Annotated in this window: 21 protein-coding genes; 6 read left to right on the top strand and 15 right to left on the bottom strand. The window is 68.8% G+C overall.

Annotated elements, in window-relative coordinates; translation table 11 throughout:
• Nucleotides 1-15 precede the first annotated feature (15 nt).
• The 7 genes from G3M62_RS09655 to G3M62_RS09685 all read right to left on the bottom strand — a co-directional run bounded on the left by G3M62_RS09655 (nt 16) and on the right by G3M62_RS09685 (nt 7,637).
• Entirely contained in the window at nt 16-447 is a 432-nt protein-coding gene (locus tag G3M62_RS09655; RefSeq protein ID WP_165186552.1) for a helix-turn-helix domain-containing protein, read from the bottom strand.
• Nucleotides 448-545: 98 nt separating this feature from the next.
• Nucleotides 546-1,985 carry an AcvB/VirJ family lysyl-phosphatidylglycerol hydrolase gene (locus G3M62_RS09660; protein ID WP_165186553.1) on the bottom strand — a complete coding sequence of 480 codons (1,440 nt, stop codon included), beginning with the start codon at nt 1,983-1,985 and terminating at the stop codon, nt 546-548.
• Nucleotides 1,986-2,058: 73 nt separating this feature from the next.
• Nucleotides 2,059-4,575, bottom strand: a complete 2,517-nt coding sequence (gene mprF / locus G3M62_RS09665; protein ID WP_165186555.1) for a bifunctional lysylphosphatidylglycerol flippase/synthetase MprF — start codon at nt 4,573-4,575, stop codon at nt 2,059-2,061.
• A 71-nt stretch (nt 4,576-4,646) separates the two neighbouring features.
• Nucleotides 4,647-5,234, bottom strand: coding sequence for a DUF1003 domain-containing protein (locus tag G3M62_RS09670; protein ID WP_165186556.1), 588 nt, complete (start codon nt 5,232-5,234; stop codon nt 4,647-4,649).
• Nucleotides 5,235-5,317: 83 nt separating this feature from the next.
• On the bottom strand, nt 5,318-6,673 hold the full coding sequence (locus G3M62_RS09675) for a HAMP domain-containing sensor histidine kinase (protein ID WP_165186558.1): 1,356 nt from the start codon (nt 6,671-6,673) through the stop codon (nt 5,318-5,320).
• On the bottom strand, nt 6,670-7,353 hold the full coding sequence (locus G3M62_RS09680; RefSeq protein WP_165186560.1) for a response regulator transcription factor: 684 nt from the start codon (nt 7,351-7,353) through the stop codon (nt 6,670-6,672). Before G3M62_RS09680 ends, G3M62_RS09675 begins: the two co-directional genes overlap by 4 nt.
• Nucleotides 7,354-7,415: 62 nt before the next feature.
• Nucleotides 7,416-7,637, bottom strand: coding sequence for a hypothetical protein (locus G3M62_RS09685; RefSeq protein WP_165186562.1), 222 nt, complete (start codon nt 7,635-7,637; stop codon nt 7,416-7,418).
• 217 nt (nt 7,638-7,854) lie between these two features.
• On the opposite strand from G3M62_RS09685, the gene G3M62_RS09690 reads away from it, so the two are divergent.
• Both G3M62_RS09690 and G3M62_RS09695 read left to right on the top strand, forming a co-directional pair.
• Nucleotides 7,855-8,082 carry a hypothetical protein gene (locus G3M62_RS09690; protein ID WP_165186563.1) on the top strand — a complete coding sequence of 76 codons (228 nt, stop codon included), beginning with the start codon at nt 7,855-7,857 and terminating at the stop codon, nt 8,080-8,082.
• Nucleotides 8,083-8,172: 90 nt separating this feature from the next.
• On the top strand, nt 8,173-8,928 hold the full coding sequence (locus G3M62_RS09695; protein WP_165186565.1) for an AcvB/VirJ family lysyl-phosphatidylglycerol hydrolase: 756 nt from the start codon (nt 8,173-8,175) through the stop codon (nt 8,926-8,928).
• 226 nt (nt 8,929-9,154) lie between these two features.
• Here G3M62_RS09695 and G3M62_RS09700 read toward each other — a convergent pair whose 3' ends face one another.
• From G3M62_RS09700 to G3M62_RS09730, 7 genes are read right to left on the bottom strand one after another with little or no spacing between them, the layout of a single operon-like run.
• A complete protein-coding gene (locus G3M62_RS09700) occupies nt 9,155-10,297 on the bottom strand; it encodes a sulfotransferase family protein (protein ID WP_165186567.1) in 1,143 nt (380 codons plus the stop codon).
• 30 nt (nt 10,298-10,327) lie between these two features.
• Nucleotides 10,328-10,807: a VOC family protein gene (locus G3M62_RS09705; RefSeq protein WP_165186568.1), complete on the bottom strand. Its 480-nt coding sequence runs from the start codon at nt 10,805-10,807 to the stop codon at nt 10,328-10,330.
• Between the two features lie 26 nt (nt 10,808-10,833).
• Nucleotides 10,834-11,133 (bottom strand): DUF1330 domain-containing protein, encoded by a 300-nt coding sequence (locus tag G3M62_RS09710; RefSeq protein ID WP_165186570.1) that lies wholly within the window; start codon nt 11,131-11,133, stop codon nt 10,834-10,836.
• Between the two features lie 25 nt (nt 11,134-11,158).
• Nucleotides 11,159-12,277, bottom strand: coding sequence for a CaiB/BaiF CoA transferase family protein (locus tag G3M62_RS09715; protein ID WP_165186571.1), 1,119 nt, complete (start codon nt 12,275-12,277; stop codon nt 11,159-11,161).
• Nucleotides 12,277-12,606, bottom strand: a complete 330-nt coding sequence (locus tag G3M62_RS09720) for a nuclear transport factor 2 family protein (RefSeq protein WP_165186573.1) — start codon at nt 12,604-12,606, stop codon at nt 12,277-12,279. The genes G3M62_RS09715 and G3M62_RS09720 overlap by 1 nt, the downstream gene beginning before the upstream one ends.
• A gap of 39 nt (nt 12,607-12,645) precedes the next feature.
• Complete coding sequence (locus G3M62_RS09725; protein ID WP_165186574.1) at nt 12,646-13,473, bottom strand: coniferyl-alcohol dehydrogenase; 828 nt, start codon at nt 13,471-13,473, stop codon at nt 12,646-12,648.
• A gap of 10 nt (nt 13,474-13,483) precedes the next feature.
• A complete protein-coding gene (locus tag G3M62_RS09730) occupies nt 13,484-14,338 on the bottom strand; it encodes an NAD(P)-dependent oxidoreductase (protein WP_281360093.1) in 855 nt (284 codons plus the stop codon).
• A gap of 267 nt (nt 14,339-14,605) precedes the next feature.
• Between G3M62_RS09730 and G3M62_RS09735 the strand changes: the two genes are divergently transcribed.
• The 4 genes from G3M62_RS09735 (at nt 14,606) to G3M62_RS09750 (ending at nt 18,566) form a co-directional block, all read left to right on the top strand.
• On the top strand, nt 14,606-15,559 hold the full coding sequence (locus G3M62_RS09735) for an AraC family transcriptional regulator (protein ID WP_165186578.1): 954 nt from the start codon (nt 14,606-14,608) through the stop codon (nt 15,557-15,559).
• A gap of 203 nt (nt 15,560-15,762) precedes the next feature.
• Complete coding sequence (locus G3M62_RS09740) at nt 15,763-16,566, top strand: SDR family NAD(P)-dependent oxidoreductase (protein ID WP_165186579.1); 804 nt, start codon at nt 15,763-15,765, stop codon at nt 16,564-16,566.
• 92 nt (nt 16,567-16,658) lie between these two features.
• Nucleotides 16,659-17,195, top strand: coding sequence for a PaaI family thioesterase (locus tag G3M62_RS09745; RefSeq protein ID WP_165186581.1), 537 nt, complete (start codon nt 16,659-16,661; stop codon nt 17,193-17,195).
• A 57-nt stretch (nt 17,196-17,252) separates the two neighbouring features.
• Nucleotides 17,253-18,566 carry an amidohydrolase family protein gene (locus tag G3M62_RS09750; protein WP_165186582.1) on the top strand — a complete coding sequence of 438 codons (1,314 nt, stop codon included), beginning with the start codon at nt 17,253-17,255 and terminating at the stop codon, nt 18,564-18,566.
• A gap of 93 nt (nt 18,567-18,659) precedes the next feature.
• Here G3M62_RS09750 and G3M62_RS09755 read toward each other — a convergent pair whose 3' ends face one another.
• Nucleotides 18,660-19,910, bottom strand: a complete 1,251-nt coding sequence (locus G3M62_RS09755) for an MFS transporter (protein WP_165186584.1) — start codon at nt 19,908-19,910, stop codon at nt 18,660-18,662.
• Between the last annotated feature and the right edge of the window lie 92 nt (nt 19,911-20,002).

Raw genomic sequence — 20,002 nt, forward strand, 5'->3', positions numbered from 1 at the left:
CGCCCAGCGCGGAGATCAGGCTTCGCCTTCGCCAGTGTCGTCGGTCATGGTCCGCACGAGATCCAGGACCTGCCGGCGCACACGTCCACGGCCGATGCGCGGGAAAAGCTGGGCCAGTTCCAGGCCCTCGGACGTGGCCAGGAACGTCTGGATTCCTTGTTCGGCCTTCGAGGCGGCGGAGTCGGGCGCTTCACTATCCGTCGGGTCGGCCAGGCCATCGAAGAAGAACGAGATGGGGACCTGCAGGGTCTTGGCGATCTGGTAGAGCTTGGAGGCGCTCACGCGGTTGGAGCCGCGCTCGTACTTTTGCACCTGCTGAAAGGTCAGCCCCAGGGACGCGGCCAGCTGGTCCTGGCTGACGCCGAGAATCTTGCGGCGCATGCGCACGCGGCCGCCCACATGCAGGTCGACGGGATTGGGGCGACGGCCCTCGGTTTGATCGTTCATAGGTTTGCCTCCTCGGTTGATGAAAATGGTGCGGCCATGGTCGCCGCGGTCGCTCTCGAACGGGGTCGGGGCTGGGCCGCCAACCTCGTCGAAGGGGGTTACAGGCCCACGGCGCGATCCAGCGCCTGACCCACGGCGTCGTAGTCGCCGTTGAAATGGTGGTCGCCGGGCAGGCCGATCTTGCGCACGGCGGCGGGAAAGTTCGGGCAGGCGTCGTCGTGTTCCTGGGCGCCGTAGACGCAGACCACGGGGGTGTTCGTCATCGACGCCAGGACGGGCGCGATCGGATAGGTGTCCCTGCCGCTGACGTCGAGCCAGTCGCCGGGGTGGAACTCCAGCTCGCCGGTGGCGTCGGTTCCCAGCAGGGCGACGACGCGGACCTGACCGCGCAGGTCGGCCGGCAGGTGCTGAACAATGACCGGCAAGGCGTCGGCGCCGAACGAATAGCCGGCCAGGATCACGCGCTGCTTGCCCCAGGCGGCCTGGTAGTGGCGGATCACCGCGGCCAGATCGTCGGCGGCGGCCTGCGGCGAACGCTTGGTCCAGAAGTAGCGTAGGGAGTCGTAGCCAACCACGGGCACGCCAGCCTTGACGAAGCCTTGGGCCAAGCCTCGGTCGATGCTGGCCCAGCCGCCGTCGCCTGAATAGAACACCGCCAGGGTGTCGCCGTGCGACGCGACCGGAACCTCGATCAAGGGCAGGTTGGCCAGATTGGCGGAGGCCATTTGCACGGGCGGTGACACCGGCGCGATGGCCTCAAGCGCCCGCGATAGCCCCGCCGCGATCGGCGCGTCAGTCGCCAAGGTTTCGGTTCGGCCTTGCGGCAGCTTGGCGGCGAAGGCCTGGGCGGAGGCGACATCGGTCGTCTGCAGCATGACGAACGGAACGTTGAGCTTGGGCGCCGCGGCGTAGGTGAAACCACCCGTCGTCGCCGTGTGCGCCAGACCGCCGTCGCCGGCCAGCAGCGGACGAGTGGTCTTCAGGTCGGCCTGGAAGTTCAGCGCCGCGCCGCCCTGGAAGATACCGGCCGGCGACTGGGCCAGGGTCCCGTAGGCCAGGGCCGCGCCGGCCCCTTGGCCCACCAGGATCGGCCTGTGATAGGCCTTGAAGTCCAGGACCTTCTGCACCGCCTGGGACAGTTCGGAGAAATCGCCGGCCGGATAGAGGCCGTGCGGGCCGGCTTCCTGTTGGGCGGTTGGGATGTAGTGGCTGAGGTCCACGCCCACGACGGCGGCGTCGGCGCGGGTCAGTTGGCGAGCCAGGTCGGTCAAGGCCGGCGTCCAGCCGTTCTTGTCGGAGATCAGGATCACGAACCGGCTGGGCTCGGCGCCGCGCCGAAAGATCATCACCCGGCCGGCCGAGCCATAGCGGAAGCTGCTTTCGGTCAGGGGAGCCACGGTCGCAGCGGCCTGGGCCGTCGAGGCGGGCGAGGATTGCGCCGCCGCCGGAGCGGTCAGCGCCTCGCGCACGGCCAGGACGCCGCCCATCGCGGTCACCAGGACGGCGGTCGTGGTCAGCAGGATCTGGCGGACGGACATGGCGGGCTCTCCCTGACGGCTAAGTTGCGAGCCTGTTCTCGCAGAGCCGTCTGGCGCCCCCCTGGCCGCCGCCTTACCGATTTGTGAGAGAGCGCGGCTCGCGAGCGATCAGCCGGGTGGCGTCCAGCAGGGCGGCGGCCAGGCCCGAGGGCGGAGCCGCCAGGTAGCGCGGAGTCCAGACCGGATCGAACTTGCTCTTGAACGCCCGCAGGCCCTCGAAGCCGTAATAGGCGCCGCCGCGCTGGGCGATCTGGCGACCGACCTTGTGCCAGAAGGGCGCCAGGCGGTGATCGACCAGGCCCGACAACGGCGCCGTGCCGAGGTTGAACCAGGCGTAGCCTTGGGCCGTGGCCCAGAGGAACAGCTCGACGAACAGGAAGTCCATGGTCCCGCGCGGCGCGTCGTCGACGTGGCGCATCAGGTCGATCGAGGCCTCGACGCCGCCGCCGGTCCAGAGGTTGGCGAAGGCGATGATCTCCTCGCCGCGCCAGACAAGGGCGACGGGATCATGCGCGAGCACGGTCGGATCGAAACGGCCCAGGGAAAAGCCCTTTTCGCGGCCGCCATGGCCAAGCAGCCAGGCGTCGGAGATCTCATGCAGGCGGCCCATCAAGGCGTCGCTGATCGGCGGCGCGACGACCTCGAAGCGCAGGCCGTCGCGCTGGCCGCGCGCATGGCTTTGACGCAGGTTGCGGCGCGCTCCGCCGGCCAGGTCGAAATCGGCCAAGGGCACGCGCGCTTCCTCGCCCAGCTTGATGGCCGACAGTCCCAGGTCCAGGTAGTCGGTGATGCGCTCGCCGCTGGCGTGATAGATCACCGGCCGCGCGTCCTGGCGGTCGGCCAGCTCGCGAAAACGCCACAGCAGTTTGCGGCCCTCGGCGGCGTCGCCGACCGGATCGCCCAGCATGATCAGGCTGCGGCCCATGGCCCCGTACATCAGGAAGGCCTCGCCATCGGCGGTGGATAGGATGGCCTTGTCGCCGGTCAGGGCCAGACGCGCGGTCGTGTCGGGCGAGCCTTCGACAAGGGGGCGGATCGTGTCCAGGGTCGCTTGGCTGGCCAGCGCGGCGCGGGCGTGGGGCAGGCGAGCCAGTCGCCAGATGCTGCCCGCCAGCATCAAGCCGCCCAGCAGGGCGATGCTGCGCAGGAAGCGCGCGTGGTCGGCGTGATAGCCGAAATGGGTCAGCAGGCGCGTCTCGAACGGGGCGGTGTCGTAGATCCAGGCGCCGAGCGCGATCGAGCCGGCGAAGACACCCAGCACGCCGGTGACCAACCAGGGGATCAGCGCGTCGCCCTCGATCGAGCCCCTGCGGGTGAACAGGCGGCGCGAAGCCAGCAGGGCCAGGAACAGGATGGCGGCAACGACCGACGGCGCGAAATCGAGGCCCCGCAGCAGCGCGGTCGAGGCGGCCACCAGGGTGACGGGCAGGGCCACCAAGCGAGCGCTAGCCCGGTGGCGTAACAGGCCCAGCGACAGGACCATCAGGGCCAGGCCCGCCGCCAGGGAGATCAGGTGGCTGGTCTCCACGATGATCAGTGGCACGGCGGCGCGTAGCAGGCCCAGGCGCTCGGTGGGAATGCGGCCGACGGCGATCAGCACCAGGGCGCCGCCCAGGGCGAAGGACGACAAGGCCAGGGTGGCGGGGCCGACCAGTCGCCAGGCCCGCCGCGCGGTCAGGACGACCCGCCGCACGCCAGTTTCCTGGCTCAGCAGCAGGCCGCCGGCCAGGGTGAGCGGCAGGATGTAGTAGAACAGGCGATAGCCGACGAAGGCGGCGGTCAGGGCCGCTCTATCCAGATTGGGCAGCAGGGCCAGCATCGCGCCTTCGAAGACGCCGACCCCGCCGGGCAGGCCCGAGAACAGGCCGGCGGCGGTGCTGACCGCATAGGCGCTGGCGAAGGCGGGGAAGGGCGGGGCAGCGTCGCCGACCAGCATCCAGACCAAGGCCGAGGTGACCAGGTTATCGGCCACGCCGATGACCAGTTGCGCCAGGGCCCAGCTCAGCGGCGGCAGGGTGAAGACCCGACCACGCACGCGCAGCGTTCCGCGCGCCAGGCCGCAGGCGGCCAAGTAGCCCAATGGGAAGAGCAGCAGGGCCGCGCCGATGGCCTTGGCCAGGCCGGGATGAAGATGCAGCGCCTGGAAGGTGGTGGGTGGGGCGGTCAACAAGCTGACGCTCGCCAGGCTCGCCAGGCCCAGGGCGAACGAGACCGCGCAATAGAGCGTGGTGCGCGCCACCTTGCCGATATCGACGCCGTGGCGTCCGTAGAGGCGGGCGCGCACCGCTCCGGCCACCAGCGGCGTCAGGCCGATGCTGTTGGCGAAGGCGTAGGCGATGAACGAGCCCAGAAAGCCGGTATGTAGCGGCACCTTGGCGCCGGCCCAGCGCAGACCCAGCTGCTCGTTGGTGGCCAACAGGCTATAGCTGGCCGCCGCCATCAGCAGGGCCAGGCCGACACGGGGCAGGCCCCAGCCGGCGATCTCGCCGCGGATCTGGCCCAGGGACAGGCCGTGCAGTTCGCGCCACAGCACGTAGGCGGCCGCCGCCAACAACAGCGGCGGCGCCAGGCGCGCGGCGAAAGTCTTCACGGCAGGAAGCAGGGACTCGCGCATGGGGCGAACTGAAGCCGTGTTCGCTTCCGAGGTAAAGGTCGTGTCGGTCACGCCTCGGCCTCGGCTTGGCCGCCTTGCGCCCGGCGTTCGGCGTCCTTGCTCAGACCCGACAGGACGATCAGGTGAGCGGTCATGTCGGCCAGCTCGCGGTTTCTCAGGGCGTCGAGCTTCTCGTGCAGGGCCAGGATCTCCAGCTCGGCCTTGAGGTTGACCTCGTAGTCGTGCTCGGCGGCGGCGCGGTCCTTCGTGGCCTGGCGGTTCTGGCTCATCATGATCACCGGCGCCTGGATGGCCGCGACCATCGACAGGATCAGGTTCAGGAAGATGAAGGGATAGGGATCGAAGGGCTTGAGGCCCGTCCGGGTCAGGATCAGGCCGTTGAGGCCGGCCCAGATGGTCAAGAAGATCAGGAAGCCGATGATGAAGCTCCAGGAGCCGCCGATCTCGGCCACGCGATCGGCCAGGCGCTGGCCGAAGGTCATGGCCTCGTCGGTCTCGTCGGCGATGTTGCGGGCGATGGCGGCGCGACGGATGATCTGCAGGATCACGCGCCGTTCCTCGGCTTCCAGTTCACGAAAGCCATGGCCCAGCAGACGCCGGGCCTCGGCGTCGAGCTTTTTGATCGTTTCGTTCATCGCTTCGGCTCCCGGAAGGTGGAGCCGACCCTGATCGCAGCCCCTGACGGGCGCCTGGCGCGAACCTGAAAAATTTGTGAGGTTCAGCTCGTCGGCGGCAGGCTCAGCACCACGCGCAGGCCGGGGCGGTTGTCTTCCAGCCGCAGTTGGCCGCCGTGCAACTTGGCGCAGGCGGCGGCGATGGCCAGGCCCAGGCCCGAACCGGTGGTGGCGCGGCTTTCGTCCAGTCGCACGAACCGCTCGAGCACCCGGCCGCGATCGGCGGCGGGCACGCCCGGGCCGCTGTCAGCGACGATCAGCTCGGCGCCGCCCTGGTCGGTGGAGCGCAGGGCGAGGGTCACGCTAGCGCCTGGGCCGGCGTAGCGGGCCGCATTGTGCAACAGGTTGCCCAGCGCCTGGCGCAGGATCAGTTCGTGGCCGACGAGCGGGATCGGGCCGGCGGGCGCCTCGATCGTCAAGCTCTGGTCCGCGTCCTCGATCACCGGTTCGAACAGGTCGCCCAGGTCGCGGACCAGTTCGGCCAGGTCCAGCGGCGCCATCAGATCGCGCGACAGACCCGACTCGGCGCGCGCGATATCGAGCAGGGCCCCGAAGGTGGCCAGGACCTCCTCGCATTGGGCTTGGGCCTCGCCGATCAGGGCCAGGCGCTCGCTCTCGGCAAGACCTTGGTCCTGGGCGCGATTGAGCGCGCCGCGCAGGCGGGTCAGGGGCGAGCGCAGGTCGTGCGACAGGCTGTCGGTGACCGTCCGCATGCCGGTCATCAGTTCCTCGATGCGCACCAGCATGGCGTTGACCGCGTCGGCCAGGTCGTCGAACACGTCGCCTACGCCGGCGATCGGCGCGCGGGCCGAAAGGTCGCCGCCGGCGATCGTCTCGGCCGCCAGGGCGATGCCTTCGGCGCGACGCACGAGCAGCCGCCCCAGGAGGAGGGCCGCGCCCGCCACGATCACCAGACTGAATAACAGGGCCGCGCCGACCGCGGCGAGGATGGCCTGGTGGAAGGCGCGGCGATCGGCCAGATTCTCGTAGATGACCAGCGTGCCGCCGACGGCCATCGGCTGGAGCAGGATCTCGTAGTCGGCGCCGGCGATCCGCCGCGTGGCGTATCCGGGCTCGGGCAGGTCGGTCGCGTTCAGCAGGTTCGCGCCGCCCATCCGCGCGCCGTCGTTGTCGAAGACGGCGTAGGCGAAGGCGCCGTTCTCGTTGCGGGCGCGGTGATCCAGCGCTCGCGCCATAGCGGGCAGGCCTTCCTGGTGCGCGAAGGCGACGAAGTAGTCGCGGGCGGTTTCGACCACCAGATGCTGGCGACGCTCGATCAGGCGTTCGCCGGCGTAATCCACGACGAACAGGCCGAAGGTTAGCGCCACCGCGACCGCCCCCGCCACGATCAGGGCTAGAGTCGAAGGCTTGGCGCCGCGGACTTTTCGGACGCGCTTCAAGGCGCTTCCGATAGGCGGTAGCCCGAGCCGCGCACGGTGTGCAGCAAGGGCTTGTCGAAGCCTTCGTCGATCTTCTTGCGCAGGCGACTGATGTGGGTGTCGATCAGGCTGGTGTGCGGGTCGAAGCGATAGTCCCAGACCTCTTCCAGCAGCATGGTGCGGGTCACGACGCGGTCACGGTGGCGTAGGAAATATTCCAGCAGCTTCAGCTCGCGCGGCAGCAGGTCCAACGTGCGGCCGGCCCGCGCGACGCGGCGCGACAGCAGGTCCAGGCTCAGCTCGCCGCACGCCAGGCTGGTCTCGACCGGTTTGGCGCCCCCGCGTCGCATCAGGTTGTCCAGCCGCGCGGAAAGCTCGGCGAAGCCGAAGGGCTTGGTCAGATAGTCGTCGGCGCCGGCCCTCAGGCCCGTGACCCGTTCATCCAAGTGAGCCAGGGCGCTGAGGATCAGGATCGGGGTCTGTACGCCGGCCGCCCGCACGGCCTTGACCACCGACAGGCCGTCCATGCCCGGCACCATGCGGTCCATGACGATGGCGTCGAAATCGGCGCTGCTGGCCATGTAGAGGCCGTCGCGGCCGTCGGCGACGTGTTCGGCGGTGAAGCCGGCCTCGCGCAGGCCCTTCAGAATGTAGTCGGCCGTGTCGGCGTCGTCCTCGACCACCAGGATTCGTCGGCTCATCGATGCTCCTTGGCGTGAAGGGGGCAGACTGCCTCGCGTGGAGGTCGAGCGCTAGTCCCAGCTTATCCCTTGGCCACGCAAGAGGCGACGAAGGCCTGGCGCGTTCCGTGGCGCACCTTCTGGGCGGCCCACACCTTTTCACAGGCCGCATGCTTGGTTGTCTCGGCATGGGCGGCGGCATGATGAGGCGCTGGATGACCGGCGGTCGCGGCGGCCTGGGCCGAAGCGGCCAGACCGGTCACGGCCAGGATCGCCGAGACGATCAGAGATCGGACGATAGACATGATGGCTCCTTTCAGAACCCGCGCCCGCGGGTCGGCGCGAAAGCATAAGGCCATAACGACCTTGCGGCGACCGGGCGCCCACCTTGCAGATTTGTAAGGTTGGCGGCCGCTTTCTGGCGTCCTTGTAAGGTTGCTGAGCGGATCGCGTCAGGGCGCGGCTCCAGGGTGATGTCCATCGGCGCTTCCGCCGTCAGACAGACCTGAAGGAGACAACACCATGTCCATCCGCGCTCTCATCGCCGTCGCCGTCCTGTCGACCGCCGGCTTGGCCGTCGGGGCCAACGCCGCCACCGTCGCTCCGGCTTCCGCTCCCGCCGCCAAGACCGCGCCGGCCAAGGCCAGGATCACGCCGGCCAAGGCGACCAAGACCGCCGCCAAGCCGGCTGTGCACAAGACCTCGGCGCACAAGAAGGCCCACGCGCCGCGTCGCGCCAAGCCGGCCTGATCTTCGGCTCCAAGCTCCCGAATCCGAAACCCAGGCCGCGACGCTCCCGTCCCCCCGAGCGTCGCGGCCATCGCCTTGTCCGGTGTCTCCATGTCCTTGCCGATCGTCGCCCTGGCCGTCTCCGCCGCCATCATGGCCGCCGCGCCGGTCGAAACCGCCCACTATCCGTATCAAGACTTGGGGCAGGTGCATGTGTTCGCGCCCAGCGGCCCGCCGCGTGGCGTGGCGGTGATCCTCTCGGGCGACGGCGGCTGGAAGCCCTGGGAGGCCAGCGGCCGGATGGCCGAGGCCCTGGCCCAACGCGGCGTTCTGGCCCTGGGCCTGAACGTCAATCCCACCATGGCCAAGATGACCTCGGGCGGTCGGCCCTACGATCTGGCTGGTGAAATGCAAGCCGTGGCCGCCGACGGCGCGCAGCGCTATCACGCCGCTGGACCGGTTTATTTCGGCGGCTACTCGGCTGGCGCGACCCTGGCCTATGCCGCCGCCGCCCAGGCGCGCCCCGGCGAGGTGGCTGGACTGGTCACTGCTGGCTTCTGTCCCGACCAGGATACCGGCGCGCCGGTCGGCGACGCGGCGGGCCGCTCCCTCGGCCACAGGATGAAGGGCGTCGCCGGCTGGGTCTATCGGCCCACCGCCCTGACCGAGCCTTGGGGTCTGGTCGAAGGCGGCGAGGAGCACGGTTGCCCCGGTGGCTCGGTGGACGCCTTCGTCAAGGCCGTGCCAAGCGCGCGTCTGTGGACCGTCCCGGGCGTGAACCACCTCTTTCAGCCGCCTTCGGCGTGGAAGCCGCAACTCGATGCGGCTTTGGATCACGCCATGGGCGCTCCCCACGACAAGCTCTGACCAGAGCAGGTTGAGAGACGAAATCCGGCCGAGGGGGCCAGCGTTCATGTACCGCCTCGACCGACGAGACCCCGCTGTTCGGCGGCCGGCTGTGCGCGCCCCACGGCCTGGCCGCGCTACGCGCCACGCGAGCGCAACACCATGCTGTTCGCGCCGCGCAGCCACGTGGTCAGCGATCCGGACGGACCCATGTGCGCGTTCTGGGCGACCCGCGCCTGAGGCTCGCCTACGACCGCGCCGACGGCAGGTACCGGTCGTAATAGTCCTTGAAGTGGCGGCGCACGCCCTCGGCGGTCAGCCCGAATTCCTCCAGGCTGTATTCGTGCTTGCCGTGCTTGCCCTGCGGATTGTCGGCCAGCAGGCGCGTCATCGCCGCTTCGGCCTCGGGCGTGAACGGCTCGTCGAAGCGGGCGTAGAGCTTGCGCATCTGGCCGATCGGGTCGCGGATCTGGTCAGAATACTGGATGTCGTGGATCGCATCCTGGCCGTGCTTGTCGCGGAAGGCGTTCTGGCGCGCGATCATGTGGTCGAAGGTGTCGATCGTCTGCGCCGCGATCTCGCGCAGGTCCACCGCGTCGCTAAAGATCGGGCGGACGTGACGCAGAAGGCTGCAGGCCGATCCCACCACCTCTACGGGATCGCGATGGGTCATCACCAGTTGGGCGTCGGGATAGACGCTGGTCAGGGCGTCGAGGAACAGTGGGTGCCATGGGTTCTTGAGCACCCAGCGCCCGCCGTTCTGGGACTGCAGGACTTGCAGCACCTGCTTGTGGAACTTGAAGGCCGGCAGGTAGTCGGCGCCCATGAACCAGTCGCGATAGCTGGGCACGTTCACCGTGGATTCGAAGATCTGCGAGCAGAACGACAGCGCCATCGGATACTGGCACTCGGTGGGCCCGTCGGCGTCCTCGTAGTGGATGGCGGCGATGTGGGGCATGTGCTTGACGCTCATGGCCAGCTTCTCGCGCTCGGCCACGAAGCGGGGATCGGTGCGCTGTTCGCCCGCCTTGGCGGGCGGCGCCGAATGCATCGCCTCCCAGCGCATCAGGCAGCCTCGCGCGGGATCGGCGCTCAGCAGGTTGATGGTCAGGGTCGTGCCGGTGCGCGGCAGGCCGAACACGAACAGGGGCCGATCCACCGGTTGCTCGACGACCTCGGGATGGCGCGCCACATAGTCCACCACGCGCAGCCGGTTCGACAGCGTGCCGACCAGATTGGCTTCCCAGCGCTCGCCACCGCCGGTCGATAGCCGCGCCTCGGCGTCGGACGCGGCGACCAGCCGCTCCAGGCCCTCGCGCACGGTCGGGTCGCCCAGGTCGTTCAGCCCGGTGGCCGCCTGCGCCTTGGCGATGATGTCTTGAACCTGCATCACGTTGTTCCTGTTGGTGAGGGGCGTCGATCAGCGCGCGCCAGGCGCGGTCGGACCGCCGATCTGGCCCCAGCGTTCGTCGGTCATCCAGGTGTATTCCAGGTAGTGGCCCAGGAACGGCCGGGCATCGAGATAGACGAAGCGCAGCGCGTCCCCGCCGCCCTCCAGGACGACCGGATAGGGCTGCTGGTCGACGCGGGCCCGGAACGACGTCCAGTCCGGAACTCGCATGCAGATATGGTGGAAGTGCAGGCCGTCGCCCTCGGGGAGGTCCCGGTCGTAGAGGTCGACCGTGCCGCTGATCGGCTGGATCAGCTCGTACTGCAGGTCGCCGACCCAGATGAAGGCCAGCTTGTTGGTCTGGGTGGCCGGACCTTGCGGCGTGCTCACCGAGGTCGTGCCCTCGTAGCGCAGGAGCCGATCGATCTTGGCCCGCTGCTCGAACGCGGCCACCCACTTGTCGATGTCGCGGGTGACGTAGGCGTTCTGATAGTGATGGCCTTCCAGCATCGGGTGTCTCCTGAGGTCGGTCGAAATCAGCGCGCGACGCCGTCGGCGATGACGATGCGATAGTCGGCGGCTTTCTGTCGGTGGGGCAGGGCGGCCTGATAGCCGGGACTGTCGTACCAAGCCTTGGCGGCCTCGACGGACTCGAACTCCAGCACGATCACGGCGTCGGGCGCGGGACCTTCGAGCGTCGTCACCGGACCTTCGAAGACGTGCGGCTTGATTGTCCACTGGCCGTCCGGTCCCTGGCGCGCCTTGGCGTTGTAGAGCGCCATTTCATCGGGATCCCGCACGGGGCTTTCGCGGAAGGCGATCAGATAGGCGGGCATGGGTTCCTCCGGGCGGATGGCGGTGTCAGATCAGGTCGGCGGCGGCGAGATCGGCGATCTCGCTGTCGGTGAAGCCGGCCGAGGCCAGCACGGCGTGGGTGTCGTCGCCCACCAGGACCGGCGGGGTGACGTTGGTCTGGCCGTGGCTGCCGTCCGGACCCATCAGCCGCACCGGATTGGCGGGCGTGGGCGTGTCGGCGCATTGGACGACCGCGGCCCGCGCTCGGACCTGCGGATCGTCGAGCAACTGGCTGGCGTGGTTGACCAGGGTCACCGCCGCGCCGGCCGCCGACAGGCGTTCGACCCACTCGCCCGCCGGGCGCGCCCGGAAGGCCTGCGAAAGGGCCTCGGTGGCGCGATCGGCCTCCGTGGCCTGGTGCAGGGCGGGCTTCAGATCGGGAAGGCCCAGCCCGTCGCAGAGCGCGTCCCAGGTCCGCCGCTCGGCCGAAGCGACGGCGACGAAGCGGCCGTCGGCGCATTCGTAGAGCTTGCGGTCCGGGCTGGCGGGGATAGCGTAGGGGCGATCCGACAGCGGATTGATCCCACAGGTCAGCAGCCACGTCGCCGCTTCCGACAGACTGATGTCCAGATGGCAGCCTTCGCCCGTGCGCTCCCGTTGCAGCAGCGCGCCCTGGATGCCGATCACGGCGGTCAGCGCGCCGGCCTGCAGCGACAGCGAGATCTCCGGCTGCCAGGGTAAGTCGGACTTGAGCGCGCCCAGCAGGCCCGAATGGGCCAGGTAGGACAGGTCGTGGCCCGGACGCTCGGCGTAGGGACCGGTCTGGCCGAAGCCGGTGATCGAGCACCAGATCAGCTTCGGGTTTTCGGTGCGGGCCTGGGTGTAGCCGAAACCACGGGCCTCCATGGCGCCGGGCTTGGCGGTCTCGACCACCACGTCGACCGTCCGCGCCAGGCGGCGGAGGATCTCGATGGAGGCTGGATTGCGCTGGTCCAGGGTGATGGAGCGCTTGCCCCGGCTGAGCGCGACCTGGCGGACCACCAGGCTGGGCTTGCCCTTGTCGGCCGGCGCCTCGACGCGAATGACCTCCGCGCCCTGGTCGGCCAGGCTGACGGTGCAGAACCCCCCGGGCGGCATGGCCGTGAAGTCCAGGACGCGAACGCCCGCAAGCGGTTGGAAGCCCATCAGCCGCGCCGGTAGATGCTGAGACGCTCGATCCGCCCCTGGGCGTCGAGGTGGAAGAAGTTGGCCGTGCGGCGGCTGGAGCCGTCGGGCAGGTGGGTCTCGATCTCGACCGCCACGCCGTTCGGACCGGCGATGAAGGCCTGGGGCGAAGGCGAAGGAGCCGCGCCCCAGATCTGGGTGTACATGCCCCGGATCGCGTCGAGGCCGGCCAGTTCGCGGCCGTCCGGCAGAACGACGACGGCCGTTTGCGTGAACAGCGAGGCCATGCCTTCCAGGTCATGGTCGCCCATGCGGGCGTAGTAGCGATCGGCCATGTCCTGGGACGTCATGGCGGGCTCCAATTCGAGTGGGATGATGGCGAAGAGGGCTCAGCTGACCTTGGGGTTGGTGCTGAACAGCTTGGCCAGGTCGATCGCGCCGGTGGCCACCGCGCCGACGAAACCGCCGTCGACCGGCAGGGCCACGCCGTTGACGTAGCTGGCCGCGTCGCTGTTGAGGAACACCAGCGGCCAGGCCTGCTCGACCGGCAGAGAGCGACGGTCGATCGGCTGGGTGAAGGCGTCGATCGCCGCATCGGGCGTGATGGTCGACTGCTGCTCCATGAACGGCGTCGAGGTCGGGCCGGGCAGGGTGCAGTTCATGCGCACGCCGCGCTTGATCAGCTTTGCCGCGTGCAACTGGGCCCAGATGATGATCGTCGCCTTGGACAGCGAATAGGCGTCGCCCGGGCCCTTCAGGCGCTCTTCGCACCAGGCCACCGCCTCCTCGTAGGACACGATGGCCAGCAGCGGCGTCAGGTCGGCGACCGAGCGCTGCCAGGCGAACCCGGCGGTCGAGGCGATGCAGGCGATCGCGCCGCCCTCGACGATCCGGGGAAGGAGACGATCGGTCAGCCGGCGCGGGCCGATGTAGTTGACCTTGAAGATGTCGATCGGCGCGAAGGTGGAGGGCACGCCGGCGCAGTTGAACACCGCGTCGATCTTGCCCTCGATGCGGTCGACCGCCGCGTCGATCGAGGCCGGATCGCGCAGGTCCAGGCGGTTGAACGAGGCCAGGGGCAACGTGCACTCCTGGTAGTCGAGGCCATGCACCTCGGCGCCTAGGCCGAGCAGCAGCTTGGCGGTCGCCTCGCCCATGCCGGAGAAGCAGCCGGTGATGACGACCCGCTTGTTCTTGTAGCTGAGGAATTCGGACATCGGGGTCTCCCTATTGCCGCGCCTGTTCGGCGGCGGCCTGGATGTTGCTGAGGCGATCGAGCATCGAGTCGGCGGCGTGCAGCAGCGCGGCCATCGACGGATCGGTGTTGGAGGCCAGCTCGCGGGCGTGGTCGACGTCCTTGCCCAGCAGCTGGCGCATGGCCGCCGCGCCTTCGGGGCGCAGCAGGCCCGGCGCCACCTTCATGGCGAAGCCCTCGGCCGACCCGGCCATCAGAGCGGCGCGCAGTTCGTCGCGGTCGAAGCCCAGCTGCTGGCCCAGGTCGAGGATTGCGGCCGCCATGCCGTAGTTGGCGATGCTGACCAGGTTGTTGAGCAGCTTGCCTTCCATGCCCCGGCCGGACGGCCCCAGGCACAGGATCGACTTGGCGTAGGACTCCATCAGCGGACGCGCCCGCTCGATCGCCTCGGGCTCGCCGCCGACATAGACCGATAGCTCGCCACGCAGGGCGGCCGGCGAACCGCCCGAGACGCCGGCGTCGATGACCGACACGCCGAACGCCGAGGCCGCCTTGGCCACCTCGCGCGCCAGGTCCGGCGACACCGTCGAATGGATGATGAACAGGCCGCCGTCGCCGAGCGCCTTGAACAGCGCGCCGTCGCCGACCAGGTCCTGGACGTCGGCGTCCATGCGCACGCAGACGCACAGGGCCTCGACCTTCCGCGCCACGTCGATCGCGTCGGGGGTCTTCTCGACGCCTGGCTCGTCGAAGGCCGTCATGGCCGCCGGGCTGATGTCGTAGGCGACCAGGTCGAAGCCGCTGCGGGCGATGCGCCGGGCGATGCCTTCGCCGAGGCTGCCCAGTCCGATGAAGCCGACTTTCATGTCTGTCTCTTCCGCGCTCAAATGAGCGTCGTTTTATTGTCGGCCGGCCTTGAGGCGCGGCTCCGTGGTCAGTGGAATTGCATGCCTTGGGCAGGCGGGCCATCCGCGCTCGGACGGCGACGACCGTTTGGCGAAAGTTCGGCTCACTCACGCGTCTTCAGACATCGCCCCACCGTTTTGACGCTGCCGTAGCGACAAGGCGCGGGTTCCGCACGCCGCCGAGACTTGTCCGCATGGCGTGGTCGGTGGACACTCGATCGCCCTTGTGGGGCGTGTCGAGGTCGCACAGTGAGCTACGCGGTCGTTACAGCCGAACCCGGATCGACGGGCTTCCTCGGCGCCCCCGGCGCGGTGGGGGCCATCGGTGATTTCAAGCTGCCGGCCCGGCGCATGGAAGTCCGACGGATCGACACCCCGACGGTCACGGCGATGATCATCGACCTGGACCGCGACTTCAGCGTCTCGGGCAACTGGTACTCGCCCGACGTCCACTATTTCGACATGAGCCTGATCCCCCGGCCGGCGGCGTCGATGGGATGTTTCGCCGACGTCTTCGACGAGCACCTGAATTACGGCAAGGTGTTCGTGGCTCCGGCTGGCTATCGCCTGAACGGCCTGGGCGCGGACGGCCCCCAGAACAGCCTGAACGTCTTCGTGCGCGCCCATCCGCTGTTTCCCGACGAGGCGGTGCTGGGCGACGATTTGGCCCCGCTGCTGAAGGACTGCCTGCGGTTCCGCAGCGAGGCCGTGCGCCAGATCCTCGAGCGGATCGCCGCCGAGGTCCTGGCCCCGCGTTTCGCCTCCGAGGTCATGGTCGAGGGGCTGGGCCTGACCCTGCTGGCCGAGGCCGGACGCCGGCTGGAGGCCACGGCCGAAACCCTGAGCCGCAAGGGCGGGCTACCGCTGTGGCGCATCAAGCGGATCGAAGAGCGCATCCGCGACGGCGTCGGGCCAGTGACGACGGCCGAGCTGGCCGATCTCTGCGGTCTCAGCCGTCGCCAGCTTACCCGCGCCTTCCGCGAAGAGACCGGCCGGACGATCACCGCCTTTGTCCAGGAGCTGACCGTCGAGCGGGCCAAGCGGCTGCTGTCGGAGTCCAGCCTGTCGATCGCCGAGATCGCCGGCCAGATCGGCTTCGCCACGCCCGCCGCCTTTTCGGCCGCCTTCCGCCGCGAGACCGGCGTCACGCCGCGCGCCTTCAGGGCCCGGTCGCCGATCATCCTGCCGCGTCGTCTGGCGTAGCGTCCCGGCGATGCTCCGCGCCTCGAAAATCGCACCTGAGCCAAACTATCGCCGCTGCGCCATGCCGTGTCGGCCGCCAGTAGCCTGGACAAAACCGGCGTGCTCTTCGTCGTTCACGCGACAAACGGAGCACGCGACGCGCGCGACGCGATGGACCTGGGCGATCAAGCCTGGCCGGGCGTGCGGTTAGGGTAGGAGTGAAAATGATTGGTGACGATCCCCTGGATCTTGGCGGTCAGGTCGCCTTCGTGACCGGCGCGGGCCAGAGCGTGGGACGTCAGATCGCGCTCACCCTGGCGCGTCACGGCGCCGGCGGCGTGGTGGTCAACGACTACGTCCCCGAGCGCGCCCAAGCCGTCGCCGACGAGATCGCCGCCCTGGGCGTGCCGTCGATGGCCGCCCCGGCCGACGTCGGCGACCTGGCGGCGATCCGCGCGGCCTTCGCCCGGGCCGCCGACACCCTCGGCCCCGTTACCCTGCTGGTCAACAACGCCGGTAACGCCGGTCCCGATACGCGGATGGGCATGTCGCCGGAGTTCTGGACGACCGAGCCACGCGACTGGGACCGCTTCTTCCGGACCAACACCTTCGGCGTGATGAACTGCTCGCACGCCGCCGTTCCCGCGATGATCGAGGCGGGGAAGGGGCGGATCGTCACCATCGTCTCGGACGCCGGGCGCGTGGGCGAGGCGGGGCTGGTGGCCTATTCGGCGGCCAAGGCCGCGGCCGCCGGGTTCATGCGCGCCCTGGCCAAGGAAACCGGCCGCTACGGCGTCACCTGCAACTCCATATCGCTGTCGACCATCATGCCGCCGATGGAGCCCGAGCAGGCCGCGGCGTTCATGGAAAGCGACCGCGTCAAGAAGCAGCTGTCGCGCTACGTCGTCCGCCGCTTTGGCCAACCCGACGATGTGGCGGCGCTGGCGCTGTTCCTGTGCTCCGACGCGGCCAGCTTCATCACCGGCCAAGTCTATCCGGTGAACGGGGGCTACAGCTTTGCGGTGTGAAGCCAACCGCGGGCGGGGCGGCCATGTCTAGCGGCGCGCCTTCGCCTCTCGGGCGCAGGCCCGGCCCCTCGGTCAGCCCGGCCTATGTGGACATGATCGACACGTTGCGCGGCTTCCTCGATCAACTGGCCGACGCGGGACTGGACGAGGCGCAGGCCCTGGCGCTGGACCAGGATCTCCAGCAATGGACCGAACGTCTGCGCCCGAGGCGCGTCCCGGAAAGCGAGCGAACGTTCGGCCGCGTTCAGGACGTTCCGGGGCGCGGCCAGGTGGTCAGCCCGGCCTTCATCATCGATCACCAGGACGCCTTGTCGCTACGCGCGCGCGTCACCTTCGGGGCCTTTCATCATGGCGCCAATGGCGCGGCCCACGGCGGCGTCGTGGCCCTGCTGTTCGATGAGTTGCTGGGCCTGCCGGTCAATGTCGATGTTTCGACGATCGCTCGCACGGCCTACCTGCATGTGAACTACCGCGCCATCACGCCGATCAACAGGGAGCTGCAGGCCACGGCGACGGTCACGTCGGTCGACGGACGAAAGAAGTTCGTGCGCGGCGAACTGCGCGACGGCGACACGCTCTGCGCGGACGCCGAAGGCCTGTTCGTCGAACTGCGCGCGGGACAACCCTAGGCTGGCGACGCCAGTTCCCATCAACGACCAAGGCCGCTGGGCGGCAAGGGGACGACCATGGACATGAATGACCTCGTGATCATCAGCGTGGATGATCATATCAGCGAACCGCCGGACCTGTTCGACCGCCACCTGTCCGGCGACCTGCTGGCCAGCGCGCCCAAGCTGCGGCAGACGGCGAAGGGCACCGATTTCTGGGAATATCAGGGCCTGAAGTTCCCATCGGTGGGGCTGAACGCCGTCGTGGGCCGTCCGCCCGAGGAATACGGCATGGAGCCCAATTCGCTCCAGCAACTGCGGGCCGGCGTCTATGACGTTCATGCCCGTATCGGCGACATGGACGTCAACGGCATCGCCGCCTCGCTGAACTTCGGAAGCGTGTTCGACTTCGCCGGCGGCCGCTTGAGCAAGGCGCCTGACCGGCAATTGGCGATCCGCCACCTGCAGGCCTACAACGACTGGCACATCGACGAATGGTGCGGCGCCTATCCGGGCCGTTTCATCCCTTGCGCCATCCTGCCGTGCTGGGACATGGACGCCACCATCGCCGAGATGAAGCGGGTCTCGGCCAAGGGCTGCCATGCGATCTCGATCAACGAGAACCCGACGGTGATCGGCCTGCCCAGCATCCACAACGCCTACTGGAAGCCGTTCTTCAAGACGGTCAACCACCTGGACATGACGATCTGCCTCCACATCGGCGGCGGCAATCCCGCGCCGCACGCCTCGATGGAGACGCCGATCGAGGCTTGGATCTCGACCATGCCGATGACCATCGCCGTGGGCGCGGCCGACTGGCTTCAGCTCGACGCATTGCAGGAATATCCCAGCCTGCGCATCGCCTTGTCCGAAGGCAGCATCGGCTGGGTGCCCTATTTCATGGAGCGCGCGGACTTCTCCAACGCCCGGCACAAGGCCTGGACCAATTCCCGCTTCCCTGGGACCATGAAGCCCAGCGACACCTTCAAGCGCCACTTCCTCAACTGCTTCATCGACGACGCGTTCGGGCTGCAGAACATCCAGCACATAGGCGAGGACAACATCGCCTACGAGTGCGACTACCCGCACTCCGACACCCTGTGGCCCGAAGTGCCGGAATATCTGTGGCCGACGGTCAAGCACCTGACGCGCGAGCAGATCGACAAGGTGACGCACAAGAACGCGATGCGGTGGTTTCGCTTCGACCCGTTCGAACACCACGATCGCAAGGATCTGACGGTTGGAGCGTTGCGCGCCAAGGCCAAGGCCGCGGGCGTGGACATCTCGCCTAAATCAAGCGGTGGGGCGCGCCCGCTTAGCGAGGGCGACAATCGCCCCGTGACCTCCGGCGACATCCTGGAAATGTTCTCCCGGCACGACCGGGTGGCCTGAAGAACTTCGCCCTCCCTGGCCAAGGCCGGGGAGGGCGGTGTTTCGAAAGACGGAGCAAAAGGCGCGGGCCCTATCGGCCCGCGCCTTTCGCGTTCAGGCGGCCTTGGGTTCCGGCGCCATGCGGGTCGGCACCACGGTCGCCGATTTCGGAAGCAGGAAGAACATCAGGCTGCCGGCCACGACGGCCGCGCCCGTGATGTAGAGGAAGGTGTCGAAGTTGCCGGTCTGGCGCTGGGTCATGGCCAGCAGCAGCGCGCCGGCCGCGACCGACATGCTGATGGCGCCGGTGACCAGTCCCATCACGCTGCTGTAGACCGCCACCCCGAAGGCGCGCGCCACTAGGACGCCGATCAGGTCGCCCTCGGCTCCGACGGCCAGGCCGATGAAGACCATCGAGATCGTCGCCGAAAGCGTTGTGTTGACCCCGGACGCCAGCAGGAAGAGGCCAATGCAGGGCATGCCCATCCCGATGGCGGCGACGACTTGGCCGGGCAGGCGGTCGATGGCCGCGCCACAGACGAACCGGCCCAACATCATGGCGATGCTGAACGCGGTGATGATCGCGCCGACGTCCACCTTGTCGACGTTCTTGGACAGCAGCACCAGGTTGATCTGCGACTGCACCAGGGTCTGGTAGAGGTTGCACAGGATCATCGCGACGATGAGGATCCAGAAGGCGCGGGTCTTCAGGATCAGGGGATAGTCCGCCCAGGCCCGCTTGCGCGGCGGGGCGATGACCGCCGTGTCGGGTTCGGCGACGATGTTCTTGCGCGAGGAGGGCAGAAGCCACAGGGCGATCCCGCCGCACAGCAGGGTCACGGCCGCCATTACCAGGTAGCCCGCGCGCCAGCCGTGGGCCTCGACGAACGGGTTGAGGAAAAGGCCGGCCAGGACACCCGTCACCGCGGGCGCCGAAGCGGCCACGGCCAGGGCCAGGCCGCGCGCCCGCTCGAAATGGGCGACGACGACGCGGCTGAACACCGTGGCCGTGGTGGTAACGCAGAAGGCCGATTGCAGGGCGAAGATGATGTAATACTGGCGGATGTCGCCGGTCATCCGGCTGAGCGCGATCATGCACAGCGGCAGGGTGATGATGCCGATCGCGGCGGTGCGGTGCACGCCCCAGACATCGGCCAGCCGGCCGGCGATGGGAATGAAGACCGCCATCACGATGGCGACCACGCCGACCTGCGAAAAGGCCGCCGGCGTCCAATGCAGGTCCTGCAGGAAGTGCGGGGCCATGATGCTGGTGATGACGCCGGTGGTCGAAAGACCGGTCCCCAGCCCGAGCGCGGCGGCGGCCAGCGCGCGCCAGCCGGCGCGAAATTCAGACCAATAGGTCATCGACGTTCCCTCGTGGCGTCGGACGCTGAACGGCGCCCTTCTTGTTTTTCTGTCGACCGCGTCGTGGCGCCGACGATCATCTTGTGTACCGG

The organism is Caulobacter soli (assembly GCF_011045195.1).
GTDB classification, from domain to species: Bacteria; Pseudomonadota; Alphaproteobacteria; order Caulobacterales; family Caulobacteraceae; genus Caulobacter; species Caulobacter soli.

What these genes read in the sequence shown, in the direction of transcription:
- G3M62_RS09655 (WP_165186552.1), bottom strand. Translation starts at nt 447, where the DNA reads ATGAACGATCAAACCGAGGGCCGTCGCCCCAATCCCGTCGACCTGCAT.
- G3M62_RS09660 (WP_165186553.1), bottom strand. Translation starts at nt 1,985, where the DNA reads ATGTCCGTCCGCCAGATCCTGCTGACCACGACCGCCGTCCTGGTGACC.
- G3M62_RS09670 (WP_165186556.1), bottom strand. Translation starts at nt 5,234, where the DNA reads ATGAACGAAACGATCAAAAAGCTCGACGCCGAGGCCCGGCGTCTGCTG.
- G3M62_RS09680 (WP_165186560.1), bottom strand. Translation starts at nt 7,353, where the DNA reads ATGAGCCGACGAATCCTGGTGGTCGAGGACGACGCCGACACGGCCGAC.
- G3M62_RS09685 (WP_165186562.1), bottom strand. Translation starts at nt 7,637, where the DNA reads ATGTCTATCGTCCGATCTCTGATCGTCTCGGCGATCCTGGCCGTGACC.
- G3M62_RS09690 (WP_165186563.1), top strand. Translation starts at nt 7,855, where the DNA reads ATGTCCATCCGCGCTCTCATCGCCGTCGCCGTCCTGTCGACCGCCGGC.
- G3M62_RS09695 (WP_165186565.1), top strand. Translation starts at nt 8,173, where the DNA reads ATGTCCTTGCCGATCGTCGCCCTGGCCGTCTCCGCCGCCATCATGGCC.
- G3M62_RS09700 (WP_165186567.1), bottom strand. Translation starts at nt 10,297, where the DNA reads ATGCAGGTTCAAGACATCATCGCCAAGGCGCAGGCGGCCACCGGGCTG.
- G3M62_RS09705 (WP_165186568.1), bottom strand. Translation starts at nt 10,807, where the DNA reads ATGCTGGAAGGCCATCACTATCAGAACGCCTACGTCACCCGCGACATC.
- G3M62_RS09710 (WP_165186570.1), bottom strand. Translation starts at nt 11,133, where the DNA reads ATGCCCGCCTATCTGATCGCCTTCCGCGAAAGCCCCGTGCGGGATCCC.
- G3M62_RS09715 (WP_165186571.1), bottom strand. Translation starts at nt 12,277, where the DNA reads ATGGGCTTCCAACCGCTTGCGGGCGTTCGCGTCCTGGACTTCACGGCC.
- G3M62_RS09720 (WP_165186573.1), bottom strand. Translation starts at nt 12,606, where the DNA reads ATGACGTCCCAGGACATGGCCGATCGCTACTACGCCCGCATGGGCGAC.
- G3M62_RS09725 (WP_165186574.1), bottom strand. Translation starts at nt 13,473, where the DNA reads ATGTCCGAATTCCTCAGCTACAAGAACAAGCGGGTCGTCATCACCGGC.
- G3M62_RS09740 (WP_165186579.1), top strand. Translation starts at nt 15,763, where the DNA reads ATGATTGGTGACGATCCCCTGGATCTTGGCGGTCAGGTCGCCTTCGTG.
- G3M62_RS09745 (WP_165186581.1), top strand. Translation starts at nt 16,659, where the DNA reads ATGATCGACACGTTGCGCGGCTTCCTCGATCAACTGGCCGACGCGGGA.
- G3M62_RS09750 (WP_165186582.1), top strand. Translation starts at nt 17,253, where the DNA reads ATGGACATGAATGACCTCGTGATCATCAGCGTGGATGATCATATCAGC.
- G3M62_RS09755 (WP_165186584.1), bottom strand. Translation starts at nt 19,910, where the DNA reads ATGACCTATTGGTCTGAATTTCGCGCCGGCTGGCGCGCGCTGGCCGCC.